The 17874-nt window shown below is 63.9% G+C and carries 19 protein-coding genes and 1 tRNA gene; 10 read left to right on the top strand and 10 right to left on the bottom strand.

Annotated features, from left to right (window positions below):
• Positions 1-4 precede the first annotated feature (4 nt).
• The 3 genes from RBB31_RS18785 to RBB31_RS18775 are packed head-to-tail and all read right to left on the bottom strand — an operon-like array spanning position 5 to position 1922.
• Entirely contained in the window at positions 5-481 is a 477-nt protein-coding gene (locus RBB31_RS18785) for a DUF2948 family protein (protein ID WP_306130793.1), read from the bottom strand.
• On the bottom strand, positions 478-1746 hold the full coding sequence (gene murA / locus RBB31_RS18780) for a UDP-N-acetylglucosamine 1-carboxyvinyltransferase (protein WP_306130792.1): 1269 nt from the start codon (positions 1744-1746) through the stop codon (positions 478-480). Before murA ends, RBB31_RS18785 begins: the two co-directional genes overlap by 4 nt.
• Before the next feature lie 5 nt (positions 1747-1751).
• Positions 1752-1922: a hypothetical protein gene (locus tag RBB31_RS18775; protein WP_306130791.1), complete on the bottom strand. Its 171-nt coding sequence runs from the start codon at positions 1920-1922 to the stop codon at positions 1752-1754.
• Between the two features lie 89 nt (positions 1923-2011).
• On the opposite strand from RBB31_RS18775, the gene RBB31_RS18770 reads away from it, so the two are divergent.
• The 7 genes from RBB31_RS18770 to RBB31_RS18740 all read left to right on the top strand — a co-directional run bounded on the left by RBB31_RS18770 (position 2012) and on the right by RBB31_RS18740 (position 8991).
• Positions 2012-2086 (top strand) — tRNA-Thr (locus tag RBB31_RS18770).
• A gap of 268 nt (positions 2087-2354) precedes the next feature.
• On the top strand, positions 2355-3401 hold the full coding sequence (locus RBB31_RS18765) for a rod shape-determining protein (protein WP_057792035.1): 1047 nt from the start codon (positions 2355-2357) through the stop codon (positions 3399-3401).
• Positions 3402-3486: 85 nt separating this feature from the next.
• Complete coding sequence (gene mreC / locus RBB31_RS18760) at positions 3487-4428, top strand: rod shape-determining protein MreC (RefSeq protein ID WP_306130790.1); 942 nt, start codon at positions 3487-3489, stop codon at positions 4426-4428.
• A complete protein-coding gene (locus RBB31_RS18755) occupies positions 4421-4960 on the top strand; it encodes a rod shape-determining protein MreD (protein ID WP_306130789.1) in 540 nt (179 codons plus the stop codon). Before mreC ends, RBB31_RS18755 begins: the two co-directional genes overlap by 8 nt.
• Entirely contained in the window at positions 4957-6900 is a 1944-nt protein-coding gene (gene mrdA / locus RBB31_RS18750) for a penicillin-binding protein 2 (RefSeq protein WP_306130788.1), read from the top strand. The genes RBB31_RS18755 and mrdA overlap by 4 nt, the downstream gene beginning before the upstream one ends.
• A gap of 10 nt (positions 6901-6910) precedes the next feature.
• Complete coding sequence (rodA, locus tag RBB31_RS18745) at positions 6911-8050, top strand: rod shape-determining protein RodA (protein ID WP_306130787.1); 1140 nt, start codon at positions 6911-6913, stop codon at positions 8048-8050.
• Between the two features lie 5 nt (positions 8051-8055).
• Entirely contained in the window at positions 8056-8991 is a 936-nt protein-coding gene (locus RBB31_RS18740) for a glyoxylate/hydroxypyruvate reductase A (protein ID WP_306130786.1), read from the top strand.
• A gap of 92 nt (positions 8992-9083) precedes the next feature.
• Here the strand turns inward: RBB31_RS18740 and RBB31_RS18735 are convergent, their stop codons facing one another.
• The 3 genes from RBB31_RS18735 to pncA are packed head-to-tail and all read right to left on the bottom strand — an operon-like array spanning position 9084 to position 11032.
• Positions 9084-9860: an SseB family protein gene (locus RBB31_RS18735; protein ID WP_306130785.1), complete on the bottom strand. Its 777-nt coding sequence runs from the start codon at positions 9858-9860 to the stop codon at positions 9084-9086.
• Complete coding sequence (locus RBB31_RS18730; protein WP_306130784.1) at positions 9853-10443, bottom strand: uracil-DNA glycosylase family protein; 591 nt, start codon at positions 10441-10443, stop codon at positions 9853-9855. The genes RBB31_RS18735 and RBB31_RS18730 overlap by 8 nt, the downstream gene beginning before the upstream one ends.
• A complete protein-coding gene (gene pncA / locus RBB31_RS18725) occupies positions 10436-11032 on the bottom strand; it encodes a bifunctional nicotinamidase/pyrazinamidase (protein ID WP_306130783.1) in 597 nt (198 codons plus the stop codon). Before pncA ends, RBB31_RS18730 begins: the two co-directional genes overlap by 8 nt.
• 160 nt (positions 11033-11192) lie before the next feature.
• Between pncA and RBB31_RS18720 the strand changes: the two genes are divergently transcribed.
• Genes RBB31_RS18720 through RBB31_RS18710 form a run of 3 tightly spaced genes read left to right on the top strand, consistent with a single transcriptional unit; the run spans position 11193 to position 13720 of the window.
• Positions 11193-11741, top strand: a complete 549-nt coding sequence (locus RBB31_RS18720; protein ID WP_306130782.1) for an NADPH-dependent FMN reductase — start codon at positions 11193-11195, stop codon at positions 11739-11741.
• Positions 11742-11788: 47 nt separating this feature from the next.
• The gene (locus RBB31_RS18715) at positions 11789-12709 is read left to right on the top strand and encodes a rhodanese-related sulfurtransferase (protein ID WP_306130781.1); all 921 of its coding nucleotides are present in this window, start codon (positions 11789-11791) and stop codon (positions 12707-12709) included.
• 51 nt (positions 12710-12760) lie between these two features.
• Positions 12761-13720, top strand: coding sequence for an SIS domain-containing protein (locus RBB31_RS18710; RefSeq protein ID WP_306130780.1), 960 nt, complete (start codon positions 12761-12763; stop codon positions 13718-13720).
• A 59-nt stretch (positions 13721-13779) separates the two neighbouring features.
• Here the strand turns inward: RBB31_RS18710 and RBB31_RS18705 are convergent, their stop codons facing one another.
• The 4 genes from RBB31_RS18705 to RBB31_RS18690 all read right to left on the bottom strand — a co-directional run bounded on the left by RBB31_RS18705 (position 13780) and on the right by RBB31_RS18690 (position 17852).
• On the bottom strand, positions 13780-14970 hold the full coding sequence (locus RBB31_RS18705; protein ID WP_306130779.1) for a DegT/DnrJ/EryC1/StrS aminotransferase family protein: 1191 nt from the start codon (positions 14968-14970) through the stop codon (positions 13780-13782).
• Positions 14967-15899 carry a GDP-L-fucose synthase gene (locus tag RBB31_RS18700; protein ID WP_306130778.1) on the bottom strand — a complete coding sequence of 311 codons (933 nt, stop codon included), beginning with the start codon at positions 15897-15899 and terminating at the stop codon, positions 14967-14969. The genes RBB31_RS18705 and RBB31_RS18700 overlap by 4 nt, the downstream gene beginning before the upstream one ends.
• On the bottom strand, positions 15896-16954 hold the full coding sequence (gene gmd / locus RBB31_RS18695; protein ID WP_306130777.1) for a GDP-mannose 4,6-dehydratase: 1059 nt from the start codon (positions 16952-16954) through the stop codon (positions 15896-15898). The genes RBB31_RS18700 and gmd overlap by 4 nt, the downstream gene beginning before the upstream one ends.
• A gap of 157 nt (positions 16955-17111) precedes the next feature.
• Complete coding sequence (locus RBB31_RS18690) at positions 17112-17852, bottom strand: SDR family oxidoreductase (protein WP_306130776.1); 741 nt, start codon at positions 17850-17852, stop codon at positions 17112-17114.
• Between the last annotated feature and the right edge of the window lie 22 nt (positions 17853-17874).

Raw genomic sequence — 17874 nt, 5'->3', positions numbered from 1 at the left:
AGCCTCATGCGTCGTGGTCCGGCGCCTTGCCGGACGGTGCGCGATAGGGGCGCGTGACATCGCGCAGCGTGACTTCCAGCGCCTCGATCCGGGCCCGCAAGGCGCCGTCACCTGCCAGAGTCAGCGTCACATAGCCTGCCACGTCCTCGGCGGCATCGGGCTCGAACCCGACCGAAAGCATCGACAGGATCACATCGGGATCACTGCGATCCAACCCTTGGCTGGAGACGCCCTCGACATTGTCGATCACCAGAAGCGAGCGCACCCGCTCGGCTCCGTGCCGCGCCCGCGCGCCGTCCTCCCAGCGGAACCGGTTGATCAGCAGCGCCAGTCGGCGCTCGCGGGGGCGCCAGGCCATATCCTGCAAGGTAAAGACAGCGTCCTGTACCAGGCTCGACACCACGTCGAGATCCTCGGCATCGAAGGCGCCTAGGTTTAGCGGCGCCTCACGCCCATCTTCGAAACGCGCGTCTTCGGTCATTCGCCCTGCACCCGTTCTATTTTTGCGCCGACATTGCCCAGCTTTTCCTCGACCCGCTCATAGCCGCGGTCAAGGTGATAGACGCGGTTGACCAGCGTCTCGCCTTCGGCGGCCAGGCCCGCCAGGATCAGCGAGACGCTTGCCCGCAGATCGGTCGCCATGACCGGCGCGCCCTTGAGCCGTTCGACGCCGGTCACGGTTGCGGTGCCGCCATGAACGTCGATCCGCGCGCCCATCCGCATCAGTTCCGGGGCGTGCATGAAACGGTTCTCGAAAATCTTCTCTTCCAGAACGCTGGTGCCCTCGGCTGTGCACATCAGCGCCATCATCTGCGCCTGCAAGTCGGTCGGAAAGCCCGGAAATGGCTCGGTCACCACGTCGACGGCGCGTACGCGGCCATTCTTCCGGGTGACCTTCAGGCCGGCATCGGTCTCTTCGACGGAAACACCGGCGGCGTCGAGCCTCTCGCAAAACGCCTCGACAAGGTCGATCCGCCCGCCGAGGCACTCCACCTCGCCGCCGCAGATCGCGGGGGCCAGCATGAACGTGCCCAACTCGATCCGGTCCGTCACGACCGGATGGGTTGCGCCATTCAGCCGCTCGACCCCCTGGATCGTGATCTCGCTCGTGCCTTCGCCCTCGATCTGCGCGCCCATCTTGCGCAGGCATTGCGCCAGATCGACGATCTCGGGCTCGCGCGCCGCGTTTTTCAGGACCGTGGTACCCTTCGCCAGCGTGGCCGCCATCAGGGCATTTTCCGTCGCCCCAACCGACACCAACGCAAAGTCCACCGTGCCGCCCTTCAGGCCCCCGGGCGCCTTGGCATGCACATAGCCTTCCTTCAGCTCAAGCTCCGCGCCCATCGCCTCCAGTGCCTTGAGGTGCAGGTCCACCGGCCGCGCCCCGATGGCGCATCCGCCCGGTAGCGATACCACCGCATGACCGTCCCGCGCCAGCATCGGGCCCAGCACCAATATCGAGGCTCGCATCTTGCGCACGATGTCGTAGTCGGCCACGTGACTGTCGAGGTCATGGCTCGACATCGCCAGGACTTGGCCATCCTGCAGCGTCGTCACTTCGGCGCCTAGCGATTGCAGCAGCGCGGTCATCGTCTTGATGTCCGACAGGCGCGGCGCGTTGGTCAGTGTCAGGGGCTCCTCGCTCAGAAGCGTGGCCGGCATCAGCGTCAGGCACGCGTTCTTGGCCCCGGCAATCGGGATTTGCCCTTCAAGCGGGCCATTGCCCGTCACGAGTATCGAGTCCATGCGCCCTATCCGCCTTTTTTCTTGCCTTGGCCTGCCTCTTGCCCCTCCTGTCCCGCTGCCTTGTCGCGTGCCTGGGCCTTGCGGCGCGCCAGGTTCGCCTTCAACGCCGCCTTCAGCCGATCCTCGCGGCTCTGCTTGGGTTTGGCGCCTGATTTGGGCGGGGGGTTCGTGCTCATGCCGCCTGTCTACAGCAGTCGCCAAAAAGCGTCCAGATTACGCTTGCACGAATGCACGGAACGGTCTAATCACCCCGCCACGAACCGGCGCTGCTGTAGCTCAGTGGTAGAGCGCACCCTTGGTAAGGGTGAGGTCGGGAGTTCAATCCTCCCCAGCAGCACCATGATCACCGACGAGGTGATCATCCCGGTCCTGCTCCATTCAGCACCAAAACAGGTTCTCTTGTGGCGCGCGCCTCTTCAATGCATCGTGGTTTTCTGCATATCCGGTGCCACGTTAGGTTGGCGCATGGCGATCACCCCCGGCAATTTGATGCTCAGCAGTCCCGAAACCACCCTTTCACCCGACAAACGCCCACTCTATAAGTGCGAACGGTTTCCGATGGTCGAGTCGGGGACCAGGAAACTATTAACCATAGGACGCAGGCACCCATGTCCATCTTTGACAAAATCCCCGGGCTCTTCACCGCCGACATGGCGATCGATCTCGGCACGGCCAATACGCTGGTCTACGTCAAGGGGCGGGGCGTCATTCTGTCGGAGCCATCCGTGGTGGCCTATCACGTCAAGGACGGCGTCAAGAAGGTGTTGGCCGTGGGCGAGGACGCCAAGCTGATGCTGGGCCGCACGCCAGGGTCCATCGAGGCGATCCGCCCGATGCGCGAAGGCGTCATTGCCGATTTCGACACCGCCGAGGCGATGATCAAGCATTTTATCCGCAAGGTGCACAAGCGCTCGACCTTCTCCAAGCCCAAGATCATCGTCTGCGTCCCCCACGGCGCGACACCCGTTGAAAAACGCGCGATCCGCCAGTCCGTGCTTAGCGCCGGCGCGCGGCGGGCAGGCCTGGTGGCCGAGCCAATCGCGGCGGCCATCGGTGCGGGGATGCCGATCACCGACCCCACGGGCAACATGGTCGTTGATATCGGCGGCGGCACCACCGAGGTTGCCGTCCTCAGCTTGGGCGACATCGTTTATGCCCGCTCGATCCGCGTCGGCGGTGACCGCATGGACGAGGCGATCATCAACTACCTGCGCCGGCAGCAGAACCTTCTGGTGGGTGAATCCACCGCCGAGCGCATCAAGACCTCCATCGGCACGGCCCGCATGCCCGACGACGGGCGCGGCAGTTCCATGCAGATCCGCGGCCGGGACCTGCTCAATGGCGTGCCCAAGGAAACCGAGATCAGCCAGGCGCAGGTGGCCGAGGCGCTGGCCGAACCCGTCCAGCAGATTTGCGAGGCGGTGATGACGGCGCTGGAAGCCACCCCGCCGGACCTTGCCGCCGACATCGTCGACCGTGGCGTAATGCTTACCGGCGGCGGCGCCCTCCTGGGCGACCTCGACCTCGCACTGCGCGAACAGACCGGGCTGGCGGTCTCCATTGCAGATGACAGCCTCAACTGCGTGGCGCTCGGCACCGGCAAGGCGCTGGAATTCGAAAAACAGCTGCGTCACGCCATCGACTACGACAGCTGAGGCGCCCGCTCTTTGAGGTTATGGCGCACGGTGATATCTGTGGTGTGGCAACACCGCCAAGGCCATTTGCAATCCGGGGACGCCATTGGCCCGAGACAGAGGACAAAGCAGTGACTACACCGGACCTCTGAAGCGTCTGCTTCTGGGGCTTCTGGTGGTGTGCCTAATCGGTCTGTTCCTGCTGTGGCGCATTGACAGCCCGCGCGTGGAACGGTTTCGCGCCCAGGTGATCGACCGGGTTGTGCCCAGCTTCGACTGGGCGATGGCACCGGTCACTGGCGCGGTCAACATTCTGCGCGATTTCCAGAGCTATCAGCGCATCTACCAGCAAAACCAGGAATTGCGCCGCGAATTGCAGCAGATGAAGGCGTGGAAAGAGGCCGCGCTGCAACTCGAACAGGAAAACGCACGTCTACTCGACCTCAATAACGTGCAACTCGACCCCCGACTGACCTTTGTCACCGGCGTCGTGCTGGCCGACAGCGGCTCGCCTTTCCGCCAGTCCGTGCTGATCAATGTTGGCGCTCGTGACGGTATCGTCGACGGCTGGGCCACGATGGACGGGCTGGGGCTTGTGGGCCGCATTTCGGGCGTTGGCGACAATACCGCACGTGTGATCCTGCTGACCGACACCTCCAGCCGCATACCCGTCACGATCCAGCCTTCGGGCCAGCAGGCACTGCTGATCGGCGACAACACCGCCTCGCCGCCGATCGACTTCATCGAGGATGCCGACAAGGTGCGCCCGGGCGATCGCGTCCTGACCTCGGGCGATGGCGAGGTCTTTCCGGCCGGCCTGCTGGTGGGGCAGATGGCCGAAGACCCGGGTGGACGGATGCGCGTCCGGCTGGCCGCCGACTATGAGCGGCTGGAATTCCTGCGCGTGCTGCGCAATTACGGGCATGAGCGCGTACTGGACCCAGGCAGTCTCATTCAGCCGTCCGTGCCGGTCGTGCAGGGTGCTGATCCCGATCCGGAACCGCAACTGCCCGCCGAAGCACAGACCAGCGAGGCCACCGATGGGTGACAACGCCGCGCTGCAAATGTGGACGATGCGCCTGCTTTATCTGGGGCTCGCGCTTTTCGTGATGTTCTTCAGCCTGCTGCCGCTTCAAACCCTGCCGCGCGGCTGGGCCGGGCCGGACCTGATCGTTGCGCTGACGTTTGCGTGGATCCTGCGGCGACCTGAATATGTCCCGCCTCTTCTAGTGGCCGGGGTGATCCTGTTGGGCGACCTGATGTTCCACCGCCCGCCCGGTCTCTGGGCCGCGCTGGTGCTGATCGCGGCCGAGGCGCTGCGGGCCCGGCATATCGGGCTGCGTGACCTCACCTTTGCAGTGGAATGGGTCTCGGTCGCAACCACGCTGGTGGTCATGACGCTGGCCTACCGCACCATTCTTGCCGTGCTGCTGGTCGATCAGGCGCCGCTCGGCCTCAGTTTCATCCAGCTTCTGATGACGATGATTTGTTATCCGCTGGTCGTGCTGGTCTCGCAATCTCTCTTCGGGGTGCGTAAACTGGCGCCCGGCGATATCGACGCACTCGGAGGCCGGACATGAAGCGCCCCACCCGCGACAATACCGAAAGCCAGCGCAAGATCACCCGGCGCGGCCTTCTACTGGGGGGCGGCATGGCGGGATTCGTGGGCCTTCTGGGTCTGCGCATGCGCTACCTGCAAGTCGACCAGGCCGACCAGTTCCGTCTTCTGGCCGACGAGAACCGCATCAACATCCACCTGATCCCGCCGTCCCGTGGCCGTATCTTCGACCGCGAGGGGCGTGTGATTGCCGAGAACATCCCTTCCTACCGGATCAACATCATCCGCGAACAGGCCGGCGACCTCGAGGACCTGATTGCCCGACTGTCCAAGCTCGTGCGGCTGAACCCCGAGGAACTTGAAAAGGCCCGCGAAGATCTGGCCAAGTTGCGCGGTGACACGCCGGTGACCGTGGCCGATCGCGTCAGCTGGGAGGATATCAGCCGAGTCGCCGTCAACGCCCCCGCCCTGCCCGGCGTCACCCCCGAGGTGGGCCTGTCGCGGCACTATCCGATGGGCGAGGATTACGCGCATGTCGTGGGATATGTCGGCCCGGTCAGCGACCGCGACCTGGAACGCATCGATGCGCCCGACGCGCTGCTTCTGATCCCGCGCTTCCAGATCGGCAAGATCGGCCTGGAACGCCGGCGCGAGGACACGCTGCGCGGCAAGGCCGGCACCAAGCGGGTCGAGGTCAATGCCGCGGGCCGCGTCATGCGCGAACTGGACCGGGTCGAAGGCGAGGCAGGCGCGGACATTCAGCTGACACTGGATAACGCGCTGCAATCCTATGTCACCGCCCGGCTGGAAGGCGAAAGCGCCGCCGCCGTGGTCATGGATTGCGAGACCGGCGACCTGCTGGCCTGTTCCTCGACGCCGGGCTACGACCCCAACCTCTTCGTGCGCGGGATTTCGCAAGCCGATTATTCCGCGCTACTCGACAACAAGTACCGACCGCTGCCCAACAAGACGGTGCAGGGCGTGTATCCGCCCGGCTCGACCTTCAAGATGATCACGGCGCTGGCCGCGCTCGAGGACGGACAGGTCGATCCGAACGAGACAGTTTACTGTCCGGGCTTCCTCAAGGTCTCGAACCGTCGCTTCCACTGCTGGAAGCGCGCGGGTCACGGCAATGTCGATCTGCACCGCTCGCTGCGCGAAAGTTGCGACGTCTACTATTATGACCTCGCCCTTCGTGTCGGCATCGACAAGATGGCCGAGATGGCTCGCAAACTGGGCCTCGGCGTGGAACACGACCTGCCGATGACCTCCGTGGCCGAAGGCCTGATCCCGAACAAGCTGTGGAAGGCGACGTCTCGCGGCGAGGACTGGCGGATCGGCGACACGGCCAACGCTGCAATCGGCCAGGGTTACGTGCTCAGCTCGCCCCTGCAACTGGCCGTCATGACGGCGCGGCTGGCCACGGGCCGCTCTGTTTCGCCGCGTCTCGTCCGCTCGGTCGACGGCGTCGAGGAACCGCCCAAACCCAGCGAGTCCCTCGGCCTGAACGAGAACATCCTGCGCGAAATCCGCAGCGCTATGTACGCCGTATCCAACAACCGGCGCGGCACGGCCTATGGCAGCCGCATCATCGAAGACGCGTTCCGCATGGCCGGCAAGACCGGCACAAGCCAGGTTCGCAACATCACCGCCGCCGAACGCGCCCGCGGCGTGTTTCGCAACGAGGACCTGCCGTGGGAGCGCCGCGACCATGCGCTCTACGTCAATTTCGCGCCTTACGAGACGCCGAAGATCGCCGTGGCGGTCATCGTCGAGCACGGCGGCGGCGGCTCTGCCACGGCGGCGCCGATTGCCCGCGACATCACCCTGCAGGCCCTCTACGGTGAGGACCCCCCGCTCGAGGCGTATCCGTCCAAGGACCGGGGCCGCATCAAGACGCAGCAGGAACAACTGCGCTCGCGGCTGGACCGTCGCCACGGCGAAGACAGCGACCGGGCATGAAGGGCGCGGCATGAGCTATCTTGAATATACCGTCAAGCATACGCCCTCTGGCCTGCGCAAGGTGCTCTACCTCAACTGGCCGCTCGCACTCTTGCTGACGGCAGTCGCCGCCATCGGAATCCTGATGCTCTACTCGGTGGCCGGCGGATCGTTCAATCCCTGGGCGGAACCGCAGGCGAAACGCTATGCGCTCGGGTTTGCCGCCATGTTCTTCGTGGCGATGGTGCCGATCTGGTTCTGGCGCAACATGTCGGTGCTGGCCTATACGGTGTCCGTCCTACTGCTGGTGGCGGTGGAACTGGTCGGCGTCGAAGGCAAGGGTGCGCAGCGCTGGATCGACCTGGGCTTCATGCGCCTGCAACCGTCCGAGCTGATGAAGGTCACGCTGGTCATGTTTCTGGCGGCCTATTACGACTGGCTGCCGCTGAAGAAGACCTCGCGCCCGCTTTGGGTTCTGTTGCCCGTCGTGCTGATCCTGGTCCCCGTCGCGTTGGTCCTGCGTCAGCCCGATCTCGGCACGTCGATCCTGCTGATCACCGGCGGCGGGCTGATCATGTTCCTCGCGGGCGTGCACTGGGCGTATTTCGCAGCCGTCATTGCCGGTATCGGCGGACTGATCACGGCAGTCTTCAAAAGTCGCGGCACCGACTGGCAGTTGCTTGCCGACTATCAGTACCGGCGCATCGACACCTTTCTCGACCCGTCGTCCGATCCGCTGGGCGCCGGCTATCACATCACCCAGTCCAAGATCGCGCTCGGGTCCGGCGGCTGGACAGGGCGCGGCTTCATGCAGGGCACGCAATCGCGTTTGAACTTCCTGCCCGAGAAACATACCGACTTCATCTTCACTACCCTCGCCGAAGAGTTCGGCTTCGTCGGGGCAATCTCGCTGCTCGTGCTTTACGCGCTCATCGTCGTATTCTGCGTCACCTCGGCGCTCGCGAACCGCGACCGTTTCTCGTCTCTCATGACGCTGGGGGTCGCCGTGACCTTCTTCCTGTTTTTCGCAGTCAACATGTCGATGGTGATGGGCCTTGCGCCGGTCGTCGGCGTGCCGCTGCCACTGGTCAGCTACGGCGGCTCGGCCATGCTCATCCTGATGCTGGGCTTCGGCCTGGTGCAAAGCGCCCACATTCATCGTCCCCGATAGGTCTTATGCCCCTGAACATACTTTTCGCCGCCCGCCACGAGCGTTGGACGGAGTACGAAGCCCCCCTGCACAAGGCGCTGTCCGACGCAGGTATTGATGGCTACACGCTGTCGATGGACCTGCCCGCCGATCAGGTGGACTACATCATTTACGCGCCGAACTCGCCCTTGCAGGACTTCACGCCCTACACCCGCGCGAAGGCGGTGCTCAATCTTTGGGCCGGGGTTGAAGGAATCGTTCGCAACGAAACCCTGACGCAACCTCTGACCCGCATGGTCGATGACGGGCTGGAACGCGGGATGGTGGAGTGGGTCACCGGCCACGTATTGCGTCACCACCTGGGCACCGACGCGCATGTGCTTGGCCAGGACGGTACATGGCGCCACGAAGTGCCCCCGCTGGCGAAGGACCGCCCGGTAACGATCCTCGGTCTCGGCGCTCTTGGACGGGCCTGCGCCGAGGCGCTGGTGTATCTCGGTTTCCCCGTCACGGGCTGGTCGCGCAGCCGAAAGAATATCGCCGGGATCACGTGCCTTTCAGGCGACGCGGGACTGCCCCAAGCCCTCTGCACCGCGCAGATACTGGTGCTGTTGCTGCCAGATACGCCACAGACCGAGAACGTGATCGATGCCGATGCGCTTGCGCGAATGCCTGCAGGCGCATGTCTGATCAATCCCGGCCGCGGCCCGCTGATCGACGACGACGCCCTGCTCGCGGCGCTCGACGACGGCCATATCGGTCACGCCACGCTTGATGTCTTCCGCACGGAGCCCCTGCCACCAGACCATCCCTACTGGGGCCATCCCAAGGTGACGGTCACGCCGCATATCGCCTCGGAAACCCGGCCCGACACGGCAGCGCAGGTGATCGCCGAGAACATTCGCCGCGGCGAAGCTGGCGAAGATCTGCTGCATCTTGTCGATCGTGATCTGGGGTACTGACCACGCCTGAGAGTACGGTGTCCCCCTTGGCCGAGGGGACGGAATTTTTCAAGAAATTCCGGGGCCGTTTTCTTTTAAAGAAAACGCCTCGCTCACCTAAGCTTCGGCGGCTTGTCGGGGTCGGTTCCCGGCGCCGCGCGTTGTGTCTCTTCTGCCTTGGGCAGATCGAAGCGCAAACCCACCAACGCCATCCGCGCCGCCGCCGCGTCCGTCCCGCGGAAGAACCCCACATCCAGCAACCCGGCCTCCAGCCCCGACAGCGCCAGCGCTTCCGACACGGCCCGCGCTATCGCCGGTTCCGCCCCCGGCACTGCATCCACCATACCAAGCAGATGTCCCCTCGCGTCGTTGTCATACGTCACGCCCACGAGATACGCGAGTTCCGCCAGCCCGCCCATCGCCGCCAGACGCGCGTCAATCGCCGCCACCAATGTTTCGGGCAGACCCTTGGGCGGGTGGAACGACGCCGGCTGTGCTTCGACTTCCTCGGGTCCCTCGGCCAGCGTCTCTGCCAACCAGACCATCGCCGCGTTGGGCAAGAGTGCCGCCTGAGGTCCTGACTCCAGGTTCAGGCCCAGACCAAGGCCCGCGTCGGCCAGCATGTCGGCCACCGCCCGGCCCGACAGCGCCACGTAATGCGCCTCTGCCCCGGCAAAACCCGCCAGCCGCTCCTCGGTGTCGAAGGCCAGCACAAAGGTCTGGCCCTCCACCTCGAAGGCTTGCGGGACCACGTCGTCGTCCTTGGCCTCCGCCTCGAGCAACAAGAACAATTCCGCCGCCGCCAGCGTCTGGTAATACCGCAGCCGCTCGGCCTCGCCGCCCGCTTCCATCGCCGCGTGGGCTCGATCCAGGTGTGTCTCGTCAGTCATCCAATGCGCGTCTCACCTCCTGCCGCAGGGCGGGCAGCACCTCTGCCTCGAACCACGGGTGCTTCTTCAACCATCCGCTATTGCGCCAGGACGGGTGCGGCAAGGGAAAAACCTCCGGCGCATAGTCGCGCCAGTTGCGCACCGTCTGCGTCACCGGCCCCTTCGTGCCCAAGTGATAGCGATGCGAATAACCGCCCACGATCACCTTCAGCCGCACCTCGCCCAGTGCTGCCATCACCCGGTCATGCCATGTCTGCCCGCAAATCTTGGGTGGTGGCAGGTCGGCCCCCTTTGCGTCATATCCCGGAAAGCAGAACGCCATCGGAATCACTGCCACGCGGCGCTTGTCATAGAACTCTTCCGCCGTCATGCCCAGCCAGTCGCGCAGCCGGTCACCGGACGGATCGTCAAAGGGTTTGCCAGACTGGTGCACCCGGATCCCCGGCGCCTGACCCGCGATCAGGATGCGGGCGCCGGGCCGGAACCACACCACCGGGCGCGGCGCATGGGCGGTCTTTGTCGCGGCGAAACGATCGGCGCAGATCCGGCAGGTCTCGATCTCCCGGACGATATCGTCAGGCAAGCGTCACCCCGGCGTCGCGCATTTCGTTCAACGCCGCCTCGAGCGACCCGTCAAGATCAATCCCGCGGCACAGGTCGCGCAGCACGGTCACCGGATACCCCAGCCGCGCCGCATCGACGGCCGAATAGTTCACGCAGAAATCCGTGGCCAGTCCGACCATCACCAGTTCGGTGATGCCCCGGCTGCGCAGGTATCCGTGCAGGCCAGTCGGCGTCTCGTGGTCGTTTTCATAAAATGCCGAGTAGCTGTCGATCGCCGGATTGTACCCCTTGCGAACGATCATGTCGGCCAGGTCCGTTTCCAGATCAGGATGAAACTCGGCCCCCGGCGAGCCCTGAACACAGTGATCCGGCCACAGGACCTGCGGGCCATAAGGCATCTCGGTCATCTCGAACGGTTCCTTACCCTCGTGGCTCGATGCGAAGGAAGAATGGTTCGCCGGGTGCCAGTCCTGCGTCAGGACGACCGCGCCCGCCTCCTTCATCATCGTATTGACCCCGGCCACGATCCGGTCGGCGCCGTCTACGGCCAGTGCGCCGCCGGGGCAGAAATCGTTCTGCACGTCGATCACGATCAGGGCCTTGGGCATGAGTCTCTCCTGTTGCCAATGCGAGGCGGACCCTGAAGCAGCGGCACGCAATGGTCAACGCCACGGTTATTTCTGTGCGAAAATGCATAGAACGCCTGCGAACCTTTCTGTTTCTTTCATTCCCAAACCGATTATCTGTAGCGTCAAAGGAGACCTGACCATGACCAAAGACCTCAACATCGCCACCATCAGCGGCTCGCTTCGCAAGGGCAGCCTTAGCACCTCCGTCGCCGACTCCCTGCAGGAGCTTGTTCCCGACGGCGTGACCGTCACCCGTCACGACATCGCGGACATCCCGCTTTACAACGAGGACATCAAGGACGGCGACACCTCTCCCCAGCCGGTCCGCGACCTGGCCGAGAAACTGGCCGCCGCCGATGCCATCGTCGTGGTGTCACCGGAATACAACCGCGGCACCTCGGGCGTTCTGAAGAACGTGATCGACTGGATGTCGAAAGAGCCGAACGCGCCTTTTTCCGGCAAGCCCACTCTGATCATCACCCAGTCGCCCGGCGCCACGGCGGGCCTGACGGCCCATTACAACCTGCGCCAGGTGCTGTCTGTCATAAATGCCGACGTGCAATCGGGCTTTGAGATCGCCATTGGCGGCGCGGCCGGCAAGATCGAAAACGGTAAGCTGACCGACGACAACACGCGTGAGTTCATCGCCAAGCAGCTGAAGCGTCTGGCCAAGACCGCAGCGGGCTGACCGCCCGGGTCTTGCTGAAATTCATCGAAGAGCGTAGATCGCGGCGCATGTACACCATTGCCGCGCTCTATCATTTTACCCGGTTCGACGACCCCGCCGCGATTCAGGGTCCCCTGCTCGCGCTGTGCGAGGCGGAACGGATATCGGGCTCGCTATTGCTGGCGCATGAAGGTATCAACGGCACCATCGCCGGGCCTCGCGCGGGGATCGACGCGGTGATAGCCCACATTCGCGCGCTTCCGGGGTGTGACGGCCTGGAATGGAAGGAAAGCACCGCCGCGTCGCAACCCTTCCGTCGACTCAAGGTCCGGCTGAAGAAAGAAATCGTCACGATGGGTCAACCCGATGTCGATCCGCTGGCAAAAGTCGGACACTACGTCGGCCCGGCCGACTGGAACGACCTGATCCAATCTTCAGACGTTGCCGTCATAGACACCCGCAACGATTACGAGGTGGCCATTGGAACGTTCCAAGGCGCCATCAATCCAAAGACCGAAAGTTTCCGCGACTTCCCCGCGTGGTGGGAGCAGAACAAGCATCGTTTCGCGGGCAGGCGGATCGCGATGTTCTGTACAGGCGGCATCCGTTGCGAGAAATCCACGAACTACCTGCTGGGGCAGGGTGTAGAAGACGTCTACCACCTCAAGGGCGGGATCCTGAAATACCTCGAGGAGGTCGCGCCCGAGGACAGCAAATGGAAGGGCGAATGTTTCGTCTTCGACGGGCGCGTCTCGGTGGGCCACGGCCTTCGGGAAGGACCGCACCTGCTCTGCCACGCCTGCCGCCGCCCGATCCTGCCCGAGGACACGCAGCGCCCCGAATACGATCAGGGCGTTGCCTGCCACCTTTGTGCAGCCGAGACCAGCGAGGCCGACAAGAACCGCTTCCGCGAACGCCAGAAACAAATGGCCCTGGCCGAGGCCCGTGGCACCCGCCACATCAAGATCGTACACGAGGACGATGCTTGACCGGCTACGCCCCCTCGGACAGGCTCACCGCAACATAGCAAAGCGACCCCTATGACGGACACTCCGACCCCCACCGATATCGCGCGCGACGTGCTGACCATCGAACGCGATGCGCTCGACCTGATGCGCGATACCCTGCCAGAGGCGTTCAATGCTGTGGTCGAGTGCCTGCTCAGGGTGCCGGGCCGCGTTATCGTTTCGGGCATGGGCAAGTCCGGCCACGTGGCCGCCAAGATCGCCGCCACCTTCGCCTCCACCGGCACGCCCGCGCAATACGTCCACCCGGGTGAGGCCAGCCACGGCGATCTGGGCATGGTCACGCGGCAGGACGCGGTGATCCTGATCTCGAATTCCGGCGAGACCCGCGAACTGGCCGATATCATCGCCCATTGTGCCCGCTTTTCCATACAGCTGGTTGCGCTCACCAAGAAACCCGACAGCGCGCTTGCGCGGCAGGCCGACCACGTCCTGACCCTGCCCGACGCGCCAGAGGCTTGCGGCATCGGCATGGCCCCCACCACCTCGACCACCTGCGCCATGGCGATGGGCGATGCGCTGGCCGTCGCCATGATGAAACTGCGTGGATTCGAGCGGGAAAACTTCCTCGCCTTCCACCCCGGCGGCACGCTGGGCGCGCAGTTGCTGAAGGTCTCGGCAGTGATGCACACCGGCAACGAACTCCCCCTCGTGACCGAAGACACCCCGATGGGCGAGGCCTTGGTGGAAATGACCCGCAAAAGCTTCGGCGTCGCCGCCGTGGTCTCGGGGGAGCATCTCGTCGGCATCGTCACCGATGGCGACTTGCGCCGCAACATGGACGGACTGATGACACGCACCGCCGGCGAAGTCGCGACGAAATCGCCTCTTGTTACCGCGCCGGATACGCTCCTGGTGGAAGCACTCGGCGTGATGAATGCCAACAAGCGGACGGTGCTGCTCGTGACCGATACCGAAAACCGCCTTGTGGGCCTCGTCCACATTCACGACGCCCTGCGCGCCGGCGTCGCCTGAGAAAATTTGTACGAATTTTCTCAGGTCAGATTATTCGCAGAATAATCTGGGGCGCGCCCTCAGGACCCCGTCACGGCGTCAAGTGCCGCGCGCAGAAGATCCCATTGATCGGCCAGCGGATAATGGTGATTGCCGATGAAAAGCCCATTGGTGTCGACCTCCTCGGCGTTGCGCAGAGAGCCGTGGATCACGTGATCCATATGCTTTGTGACGACCTCGTTCTTGGCGAAATTTCCCGCCACGATGGGTCGGCATTCGACACCCTGTTGGCCCAGGGACGCGATCAAATCGGCGCGTAAGAACCCCGCATCGGGCTGCACCACCATCGAAAAGCCGAACCAGCTCGATTGGCCGATTTCACGCTGGATGCGGATCTGCGGATAGCCTTGCATCAATCCACGGAATGCCTCGGCATTCTTGCGCCGCTCGCCGACGATCATCGGCAGCTTCGCAATCTGCTCCTGACCGATCGCCCCGCTCATCTCCAGCGGGCGCAGGTTATAGCCCGGCAGCACGAACCTGAAGCTTTCCTCGAACGAATCGTCGCTCTTCTCGCCGGTCACGTGGTTGAACTTGGGCAAATGCCGGGTCCAGCCGTGGCTTCGGACCGACAACATGATGTGATACAATTCCTCGTCATCGGTCACCACCAGCCCGCCTTCCATCGTGGCAATGTGATGCGAGAAGAACGACGAATAGGTGCCAGCGATCCCGAAGGTGCCCGCCTGCCGACCCCAAAACGTGGCGCCCAGGCTTTCGCAATTGTCCTCCATCACCACGATGTCGCGGTCGGCGACAATGGCCTCGATCCGGTCGAAATCGTTGGGATTGCCTAGCAGGTTCACCACCATGATCGCCCTGGTCTCGGGGCCGATGGCATCCTCAAGCGCCTTAAGGTCGTAGTTCAACGTATCGGCGTCGATATCCACGAACTTGAGCCGCAGACCGTACTGGTGCAGCGGATAGTATGTCGTCGACCAACTGACCGCAGGCACGATCACCTCTGCCCCCGCGGGCAGGTCGATCTTGGAATGGTACCGCAACGCCGCCACCATAAGTAGGTTCGCCGACGAGCCCGAGTTCACCATCACCGCGTGGGCGGATCCCATCGCCGCCGCGAATTGCTCCTCGAACGTCTTCACCTCCGGCCCCATCGAGAACATGCCCGACTGCACCACCCGGTCAATGGCCGCGTACTCCTTTTCGTCCCAGCTGGTCGTCGCCAGCGGGAAACCCTTGGCATCGCTCATGCCGCCCCCCGTTCCAACAGGTCCTGAAAATGCGCATAGGTTTGCGCGATCCCGTCCGTCAGCGAGGTACGCGCCTGCCAGCCAAACGCCTTTTGCGCGCTCACGTCCAGCAGCTTCTGCTTCATGCCGGTGGGCCGGGTCACGTCATGCACGAATGCGCCGTCCCATCCGATCACGCGGGCGGCTTCGGCGTAATATTCATTGATCGAATAGTCATATCCCAGACCGATATTCATCCGCTCCGGCAGCGCGTCGAACCGCTCGACCGCCGCCCAGATCCCATCCGCCAGATCGCCCGAGAACATGAACTCGCGCCGCGCAGTCCCGTCGCCCCAGATCTCCACGGTTTCGGCGCGACTTTCCTTCGCCTCGTGCAGCTTGCGTATAATCGCCGGCACGAGGTGAGAGACCTTCGGGTCGAACTTGTCGTTCAGCCCATACAGATTGCACGGGATCAAGGTCTTGTACGCCAGGTCGTCGCGTTCATGGCTGACAAAGGCACAAAGCCGCGCCACCGCGACCTTGGCTAGCCCGTACCCTTCGTTCGTCGGCTCAAGTTCGCCCTTGCCAAGGATGTCCTCGCACAGCGGGTTGCGCGCGTCATGCGGGTACATGCAGCTTGAGCCGAGGTTCAGCAGGCGCGGCACGCCGGCTTCCCTTGCGGCCATCACGACGTTAAACCCCATATCCATGTTCTCGGTCAGGAACGCCGCCGGGTTGGCCATGTTGGCCTGAATCCCGCCCACGCGGCCCGCCGAGTGGATGATGATGTCCGGCGCGGTCTCGCCAACGAAAGCCATCACTGCAGCCCGGTCCGTCAGGTCCAGCTCGGCGCTGGTAGGCGCCACGATCCGATGCGCCGCAGCCCGCGGATGGTCTTGGATGGCGCGGCCCACCATGCCGCGCCCGCCGGTCAGCAGTACCTTCATCCCTGCTCCTGCGCCCGCTTCTGCGCCGCTGCTTCCTCGAAATCCGACAGCGCCATCTCCTCGACCAGCGTCTCGAACGGCGTCTCCGGGGTCCAGCCCAGCTGTTGCCGCGCCTTGCTGGCGTCGCCCAGAAGTGTCTCTACCTCGGCAGGCCGGAAATAGGCCGGATCGACCCGCACGATCACGCGGCCCGTCTCGTCGCGGCCCACCTCGTCCACGCCCTCGCCTTCGAAGGTCACGCTCATGCCCAGAACCTCGGCCGCGCGTTTCACGAACTCGCGGACCGAATACTGCTGTCCCGTGGCGATCACGTAATCCTCGGGTTTGTCCTGCTGCAACATCAGGTGCATCATCTTGACGTAATCGCGCGCGTGGCCCCAGTCTCGCAGCGCGTCCATGTTGCCCAGCCGCAGGTCCTCTTGCGTGCCCAGCTTGATCCGCGCCAGCGCCCGCGTGATCTTGCGCGTGACGAAGGTCTCGCCACGAATGGGGCTCTCGTGATTAAAGAGGATGCCGTTGCAGGCATAGATGTCATAGGCCTCGCGATAGTTCACCGTGATCCAGTAGGCATAGAGCTTGGCTACCGCGTAGGGGCTGCGCGGGTAGAACGGCGTCGTCTCGCGCTGCGGGGTCTCTTGCACCAGCCCGTAAAGCTCGGAGGTCGACGCCTGGTAGAACCGTGTCTTGTCGCCCAGCCCAAGGAACCTGATCGCCTCCAGCAGGCGCAGCGCGCCCATCGCATCTGAATTAGCGGTGTATTCCGGCTCTTCGAAGGAGACCGCCACGTGGCTTTGCGCGGCAAGGTTATAAACTTCGTCCGGGCGCACCGCCTGAAGGATTCGGGTCAGCGACGAGCTGTCGGTCATGTCTCCGTGATGCAGTTGAAACTGGCCAGTCCGCCCCGGCTCGCCCTCGAACAGATGGTCGATCCGCGCCGTGTTGAACAGCGATGTGCGCCGCTTGATCCCGTGCACCTCGTAGCCTTCGGCCAGCAGGTGCTCCGACAAATACGCCCCGTCCTGTCCCGTCACGCCTGTAATCAGTGCTGTCTTCATGGGCCTGGCCCCCGCAATCCTGTCTTTCGCATGTCCGTAATGCCTCGCGCGGAAAATGAACAGGCCCAAGCCGCCGGGCGTTTTCGGAATTTGCGCAAATTCCGGAATAGAAAATGCGCATTTTCTATCCCATTTTCCGCGCGGAGAATGCCCCCGCTCAGATGCAGCGCCCGCCATCCACCTCCATGCAGACGCCGGTGATCATGCTCGCCTCGTCGCTGCACAGGAAAGCCGCGGCATTGCCCATGTCCTCGGGCGTCGAAAACCGCCCCAACGGGATCGTGCTCAGGAACTTGGCGCGCATCTCGGGCGTGTCTTCGCCCATGAAAGACTTCAACAGCGGCGTCTCGCCCGCCACCGGGTTCAGCGCATTGACCCTTATGCCTTCGGGCGCCAGCTCGACCGCCAATGCCTTGGTCGCCGTGATCATCCAGCCTTTCGATGCGTTGTACCAGTTGAGATTCGGTCGTGGGCTGACCCCGGCGGTCGAGGCGACGTTCAGGAACACGCCTGATCCCCGCGCCTTCATCCCCGGCACGAAGTTCTGTGCCGCAAGGTAGACCGACTTGCAGTTGACCGCGAACACCCGGTCGAACTCTTCCTCGGCGACATCTTCGGCGGGCTGCGGCAGATGCGTGATTCCGGCATTGTTCACCACGATGTCGGGCAGGCCGAACGTCATTTCGGCTGCCAGGGTCAGTGCTTTCATGCTGGCCCCTTCCGACACGTCGACCGGGCAGGCCGCCGCGCCCAGTTCCTCGGCCAAGGCCATTGCGTCAGGACCGTTCAGGTCGGCGATCATCACCTGTGCTCCCTCGGCGATGAACTTGCGCACGATCCCTGCGCCAAAGCCGCTTGCACCGCCGGTCACCACTGCCGTCTTTCCCTGCAACCGCATCTTCAATCTCCTTCCCGCCTTT

Source organism: Roseovarius sp. MMSF_3350 (assembly GCF_030733425.1).
In the GTDB taxonomy this organism is placed as follows: Bacteria; Pseudomonadota; Alphaproteobacteria; order Rhodobacterales; family Rhodobacteraceae; genus Roseovarius.
This window is presented reverse-complemented; position numbering and strand designations above follow the sequence as displayed.

What these genes read in the sequence shown, in the direction of transcription:
- RBB31_RS18700 (WP_306130778.1), bottom strand. Translation starts at nt 15,899, where the DNA reads ATGAAGGTACTGCTGACCGGCGGGCGCGGCATGGTGGGCCGCGCCATC.
- RBB31_RS18755 (WP_306130789.1), top strand. Translation starts at nt 4,421, where the DNA reads ATGGGTGACAACGCCGCGCTGCAAATGTGGACGATGCGCCTGCTTTAT.
- RBB31_RS18690 (WP_306130776.1), bottom strand. Translation starts at nt 17,852, where the DNA reads ATGCGGTTGCAGGGAAAGACGGCAGTGGTGACCGGCGGTGCAAGCGGC.
- rodA (WP_306130787.1), top strand. Translation starts at nt 6,911, where the DNA reads ATGAGCTATCTTGAATATACCGTCAAGCATACGCCCTCTGGCCTGCGC.
- RBB31_RS18740 (WP_306130786.1), top strand. Translation starts at nt 8,056, where the DNA reads ATGCCCCTGAACATACTTTTCGCCGCCCGCCACGAGCGTTGGACGGAG.
- RBB31_RS18775 (WP_306130791.1), bottom strand. Translation starts at nt 1,922, where the DNA reads ATGAGCACGAACCCCCCGCCCAAATCAGGCGCCAAACCCAAGCAGAGC.
- gmd (WP_306130777.1), bottom strand. Translation starts at nt 16,954, where the DNA reads ATGAAGACAGCACTGATTACAGGCGTGACGGGACAGGACGGGGCGTAT.
- RBB31_RS18705 (WP_306130779.1), bottom strand. Translation starts at nt 14,970, where the DNA reads ATGAGCGATGCCAAGGGTTTCCCGCTGGCGACGACCAGCTGGGACGAA.
- RBB31_RS18735 (WP_306130785.1), bottom strand. Translation starts at nt 9,860, where the DNA reads ATGACTGACGAGACACACCTGGATCGAGCCCACGCGGCGATGGAAGCG.
- RBB31_RS18710 (WP_306130780.1), top strand. Translation starts at nt 12,761, where the DNA reads ATGACGGACACTCCGACCCCCACCGATATCGCGCGCGACGTGCTGACC.
- murA (WP_306130792.1), bottom strand. Translation starts at nt 1,746, where the DNA reads ATGGACTCGATACTCGTGACGGGCAATGGCCCGCTTGAAGGGCAAATC.
- RBB31_RS18720 (WP_306130782.1), top strand. Translation starts at nt 11,193, where the DNA reads ATGACCAAAGACCTCAACATCGCCACCATCAGCGGCTCGCTTCGCAAG.
- RBB31_RS18765 (WP_057792035.1), top strand. Translation starts at nt 2,355, where the DNA reads ATGTCCATCTTTGACAAAATCCCCGGGCTCTTCACCGCCGACATGGCG.
- pncA (WP_306130783.1), bottom strand. Translation starts at nt 11,032, where the DNA reads ATGCCCAAGGCCCTGATCGTGATCGACGTGCAGAACGATTTCTGCCCC.
- mrdA (WP_306130788.1), top strand. Translation starts at nt 4,957, where the DNA reads ATGAAGCGCCCCACCCGCGACAATACCGAAAGCCAGCGCAAGATCACC.
- RBB31_RS18715 (WP_306130781.1), top strand. Translation starts at nt 11,789, where the DNA reads ATGTACACCATTGCCGCGCTCTATCATTTTACCCGGTTCGACGACCCC.
- RBB31_RS18785 (WP_306130793.1), bottom strand. Translation starts at nt 481, where the DNA reads ATGACCGAAGACGCGCGTTTCGAAGATGGGCGTGAGGCGCCGCTAAAC.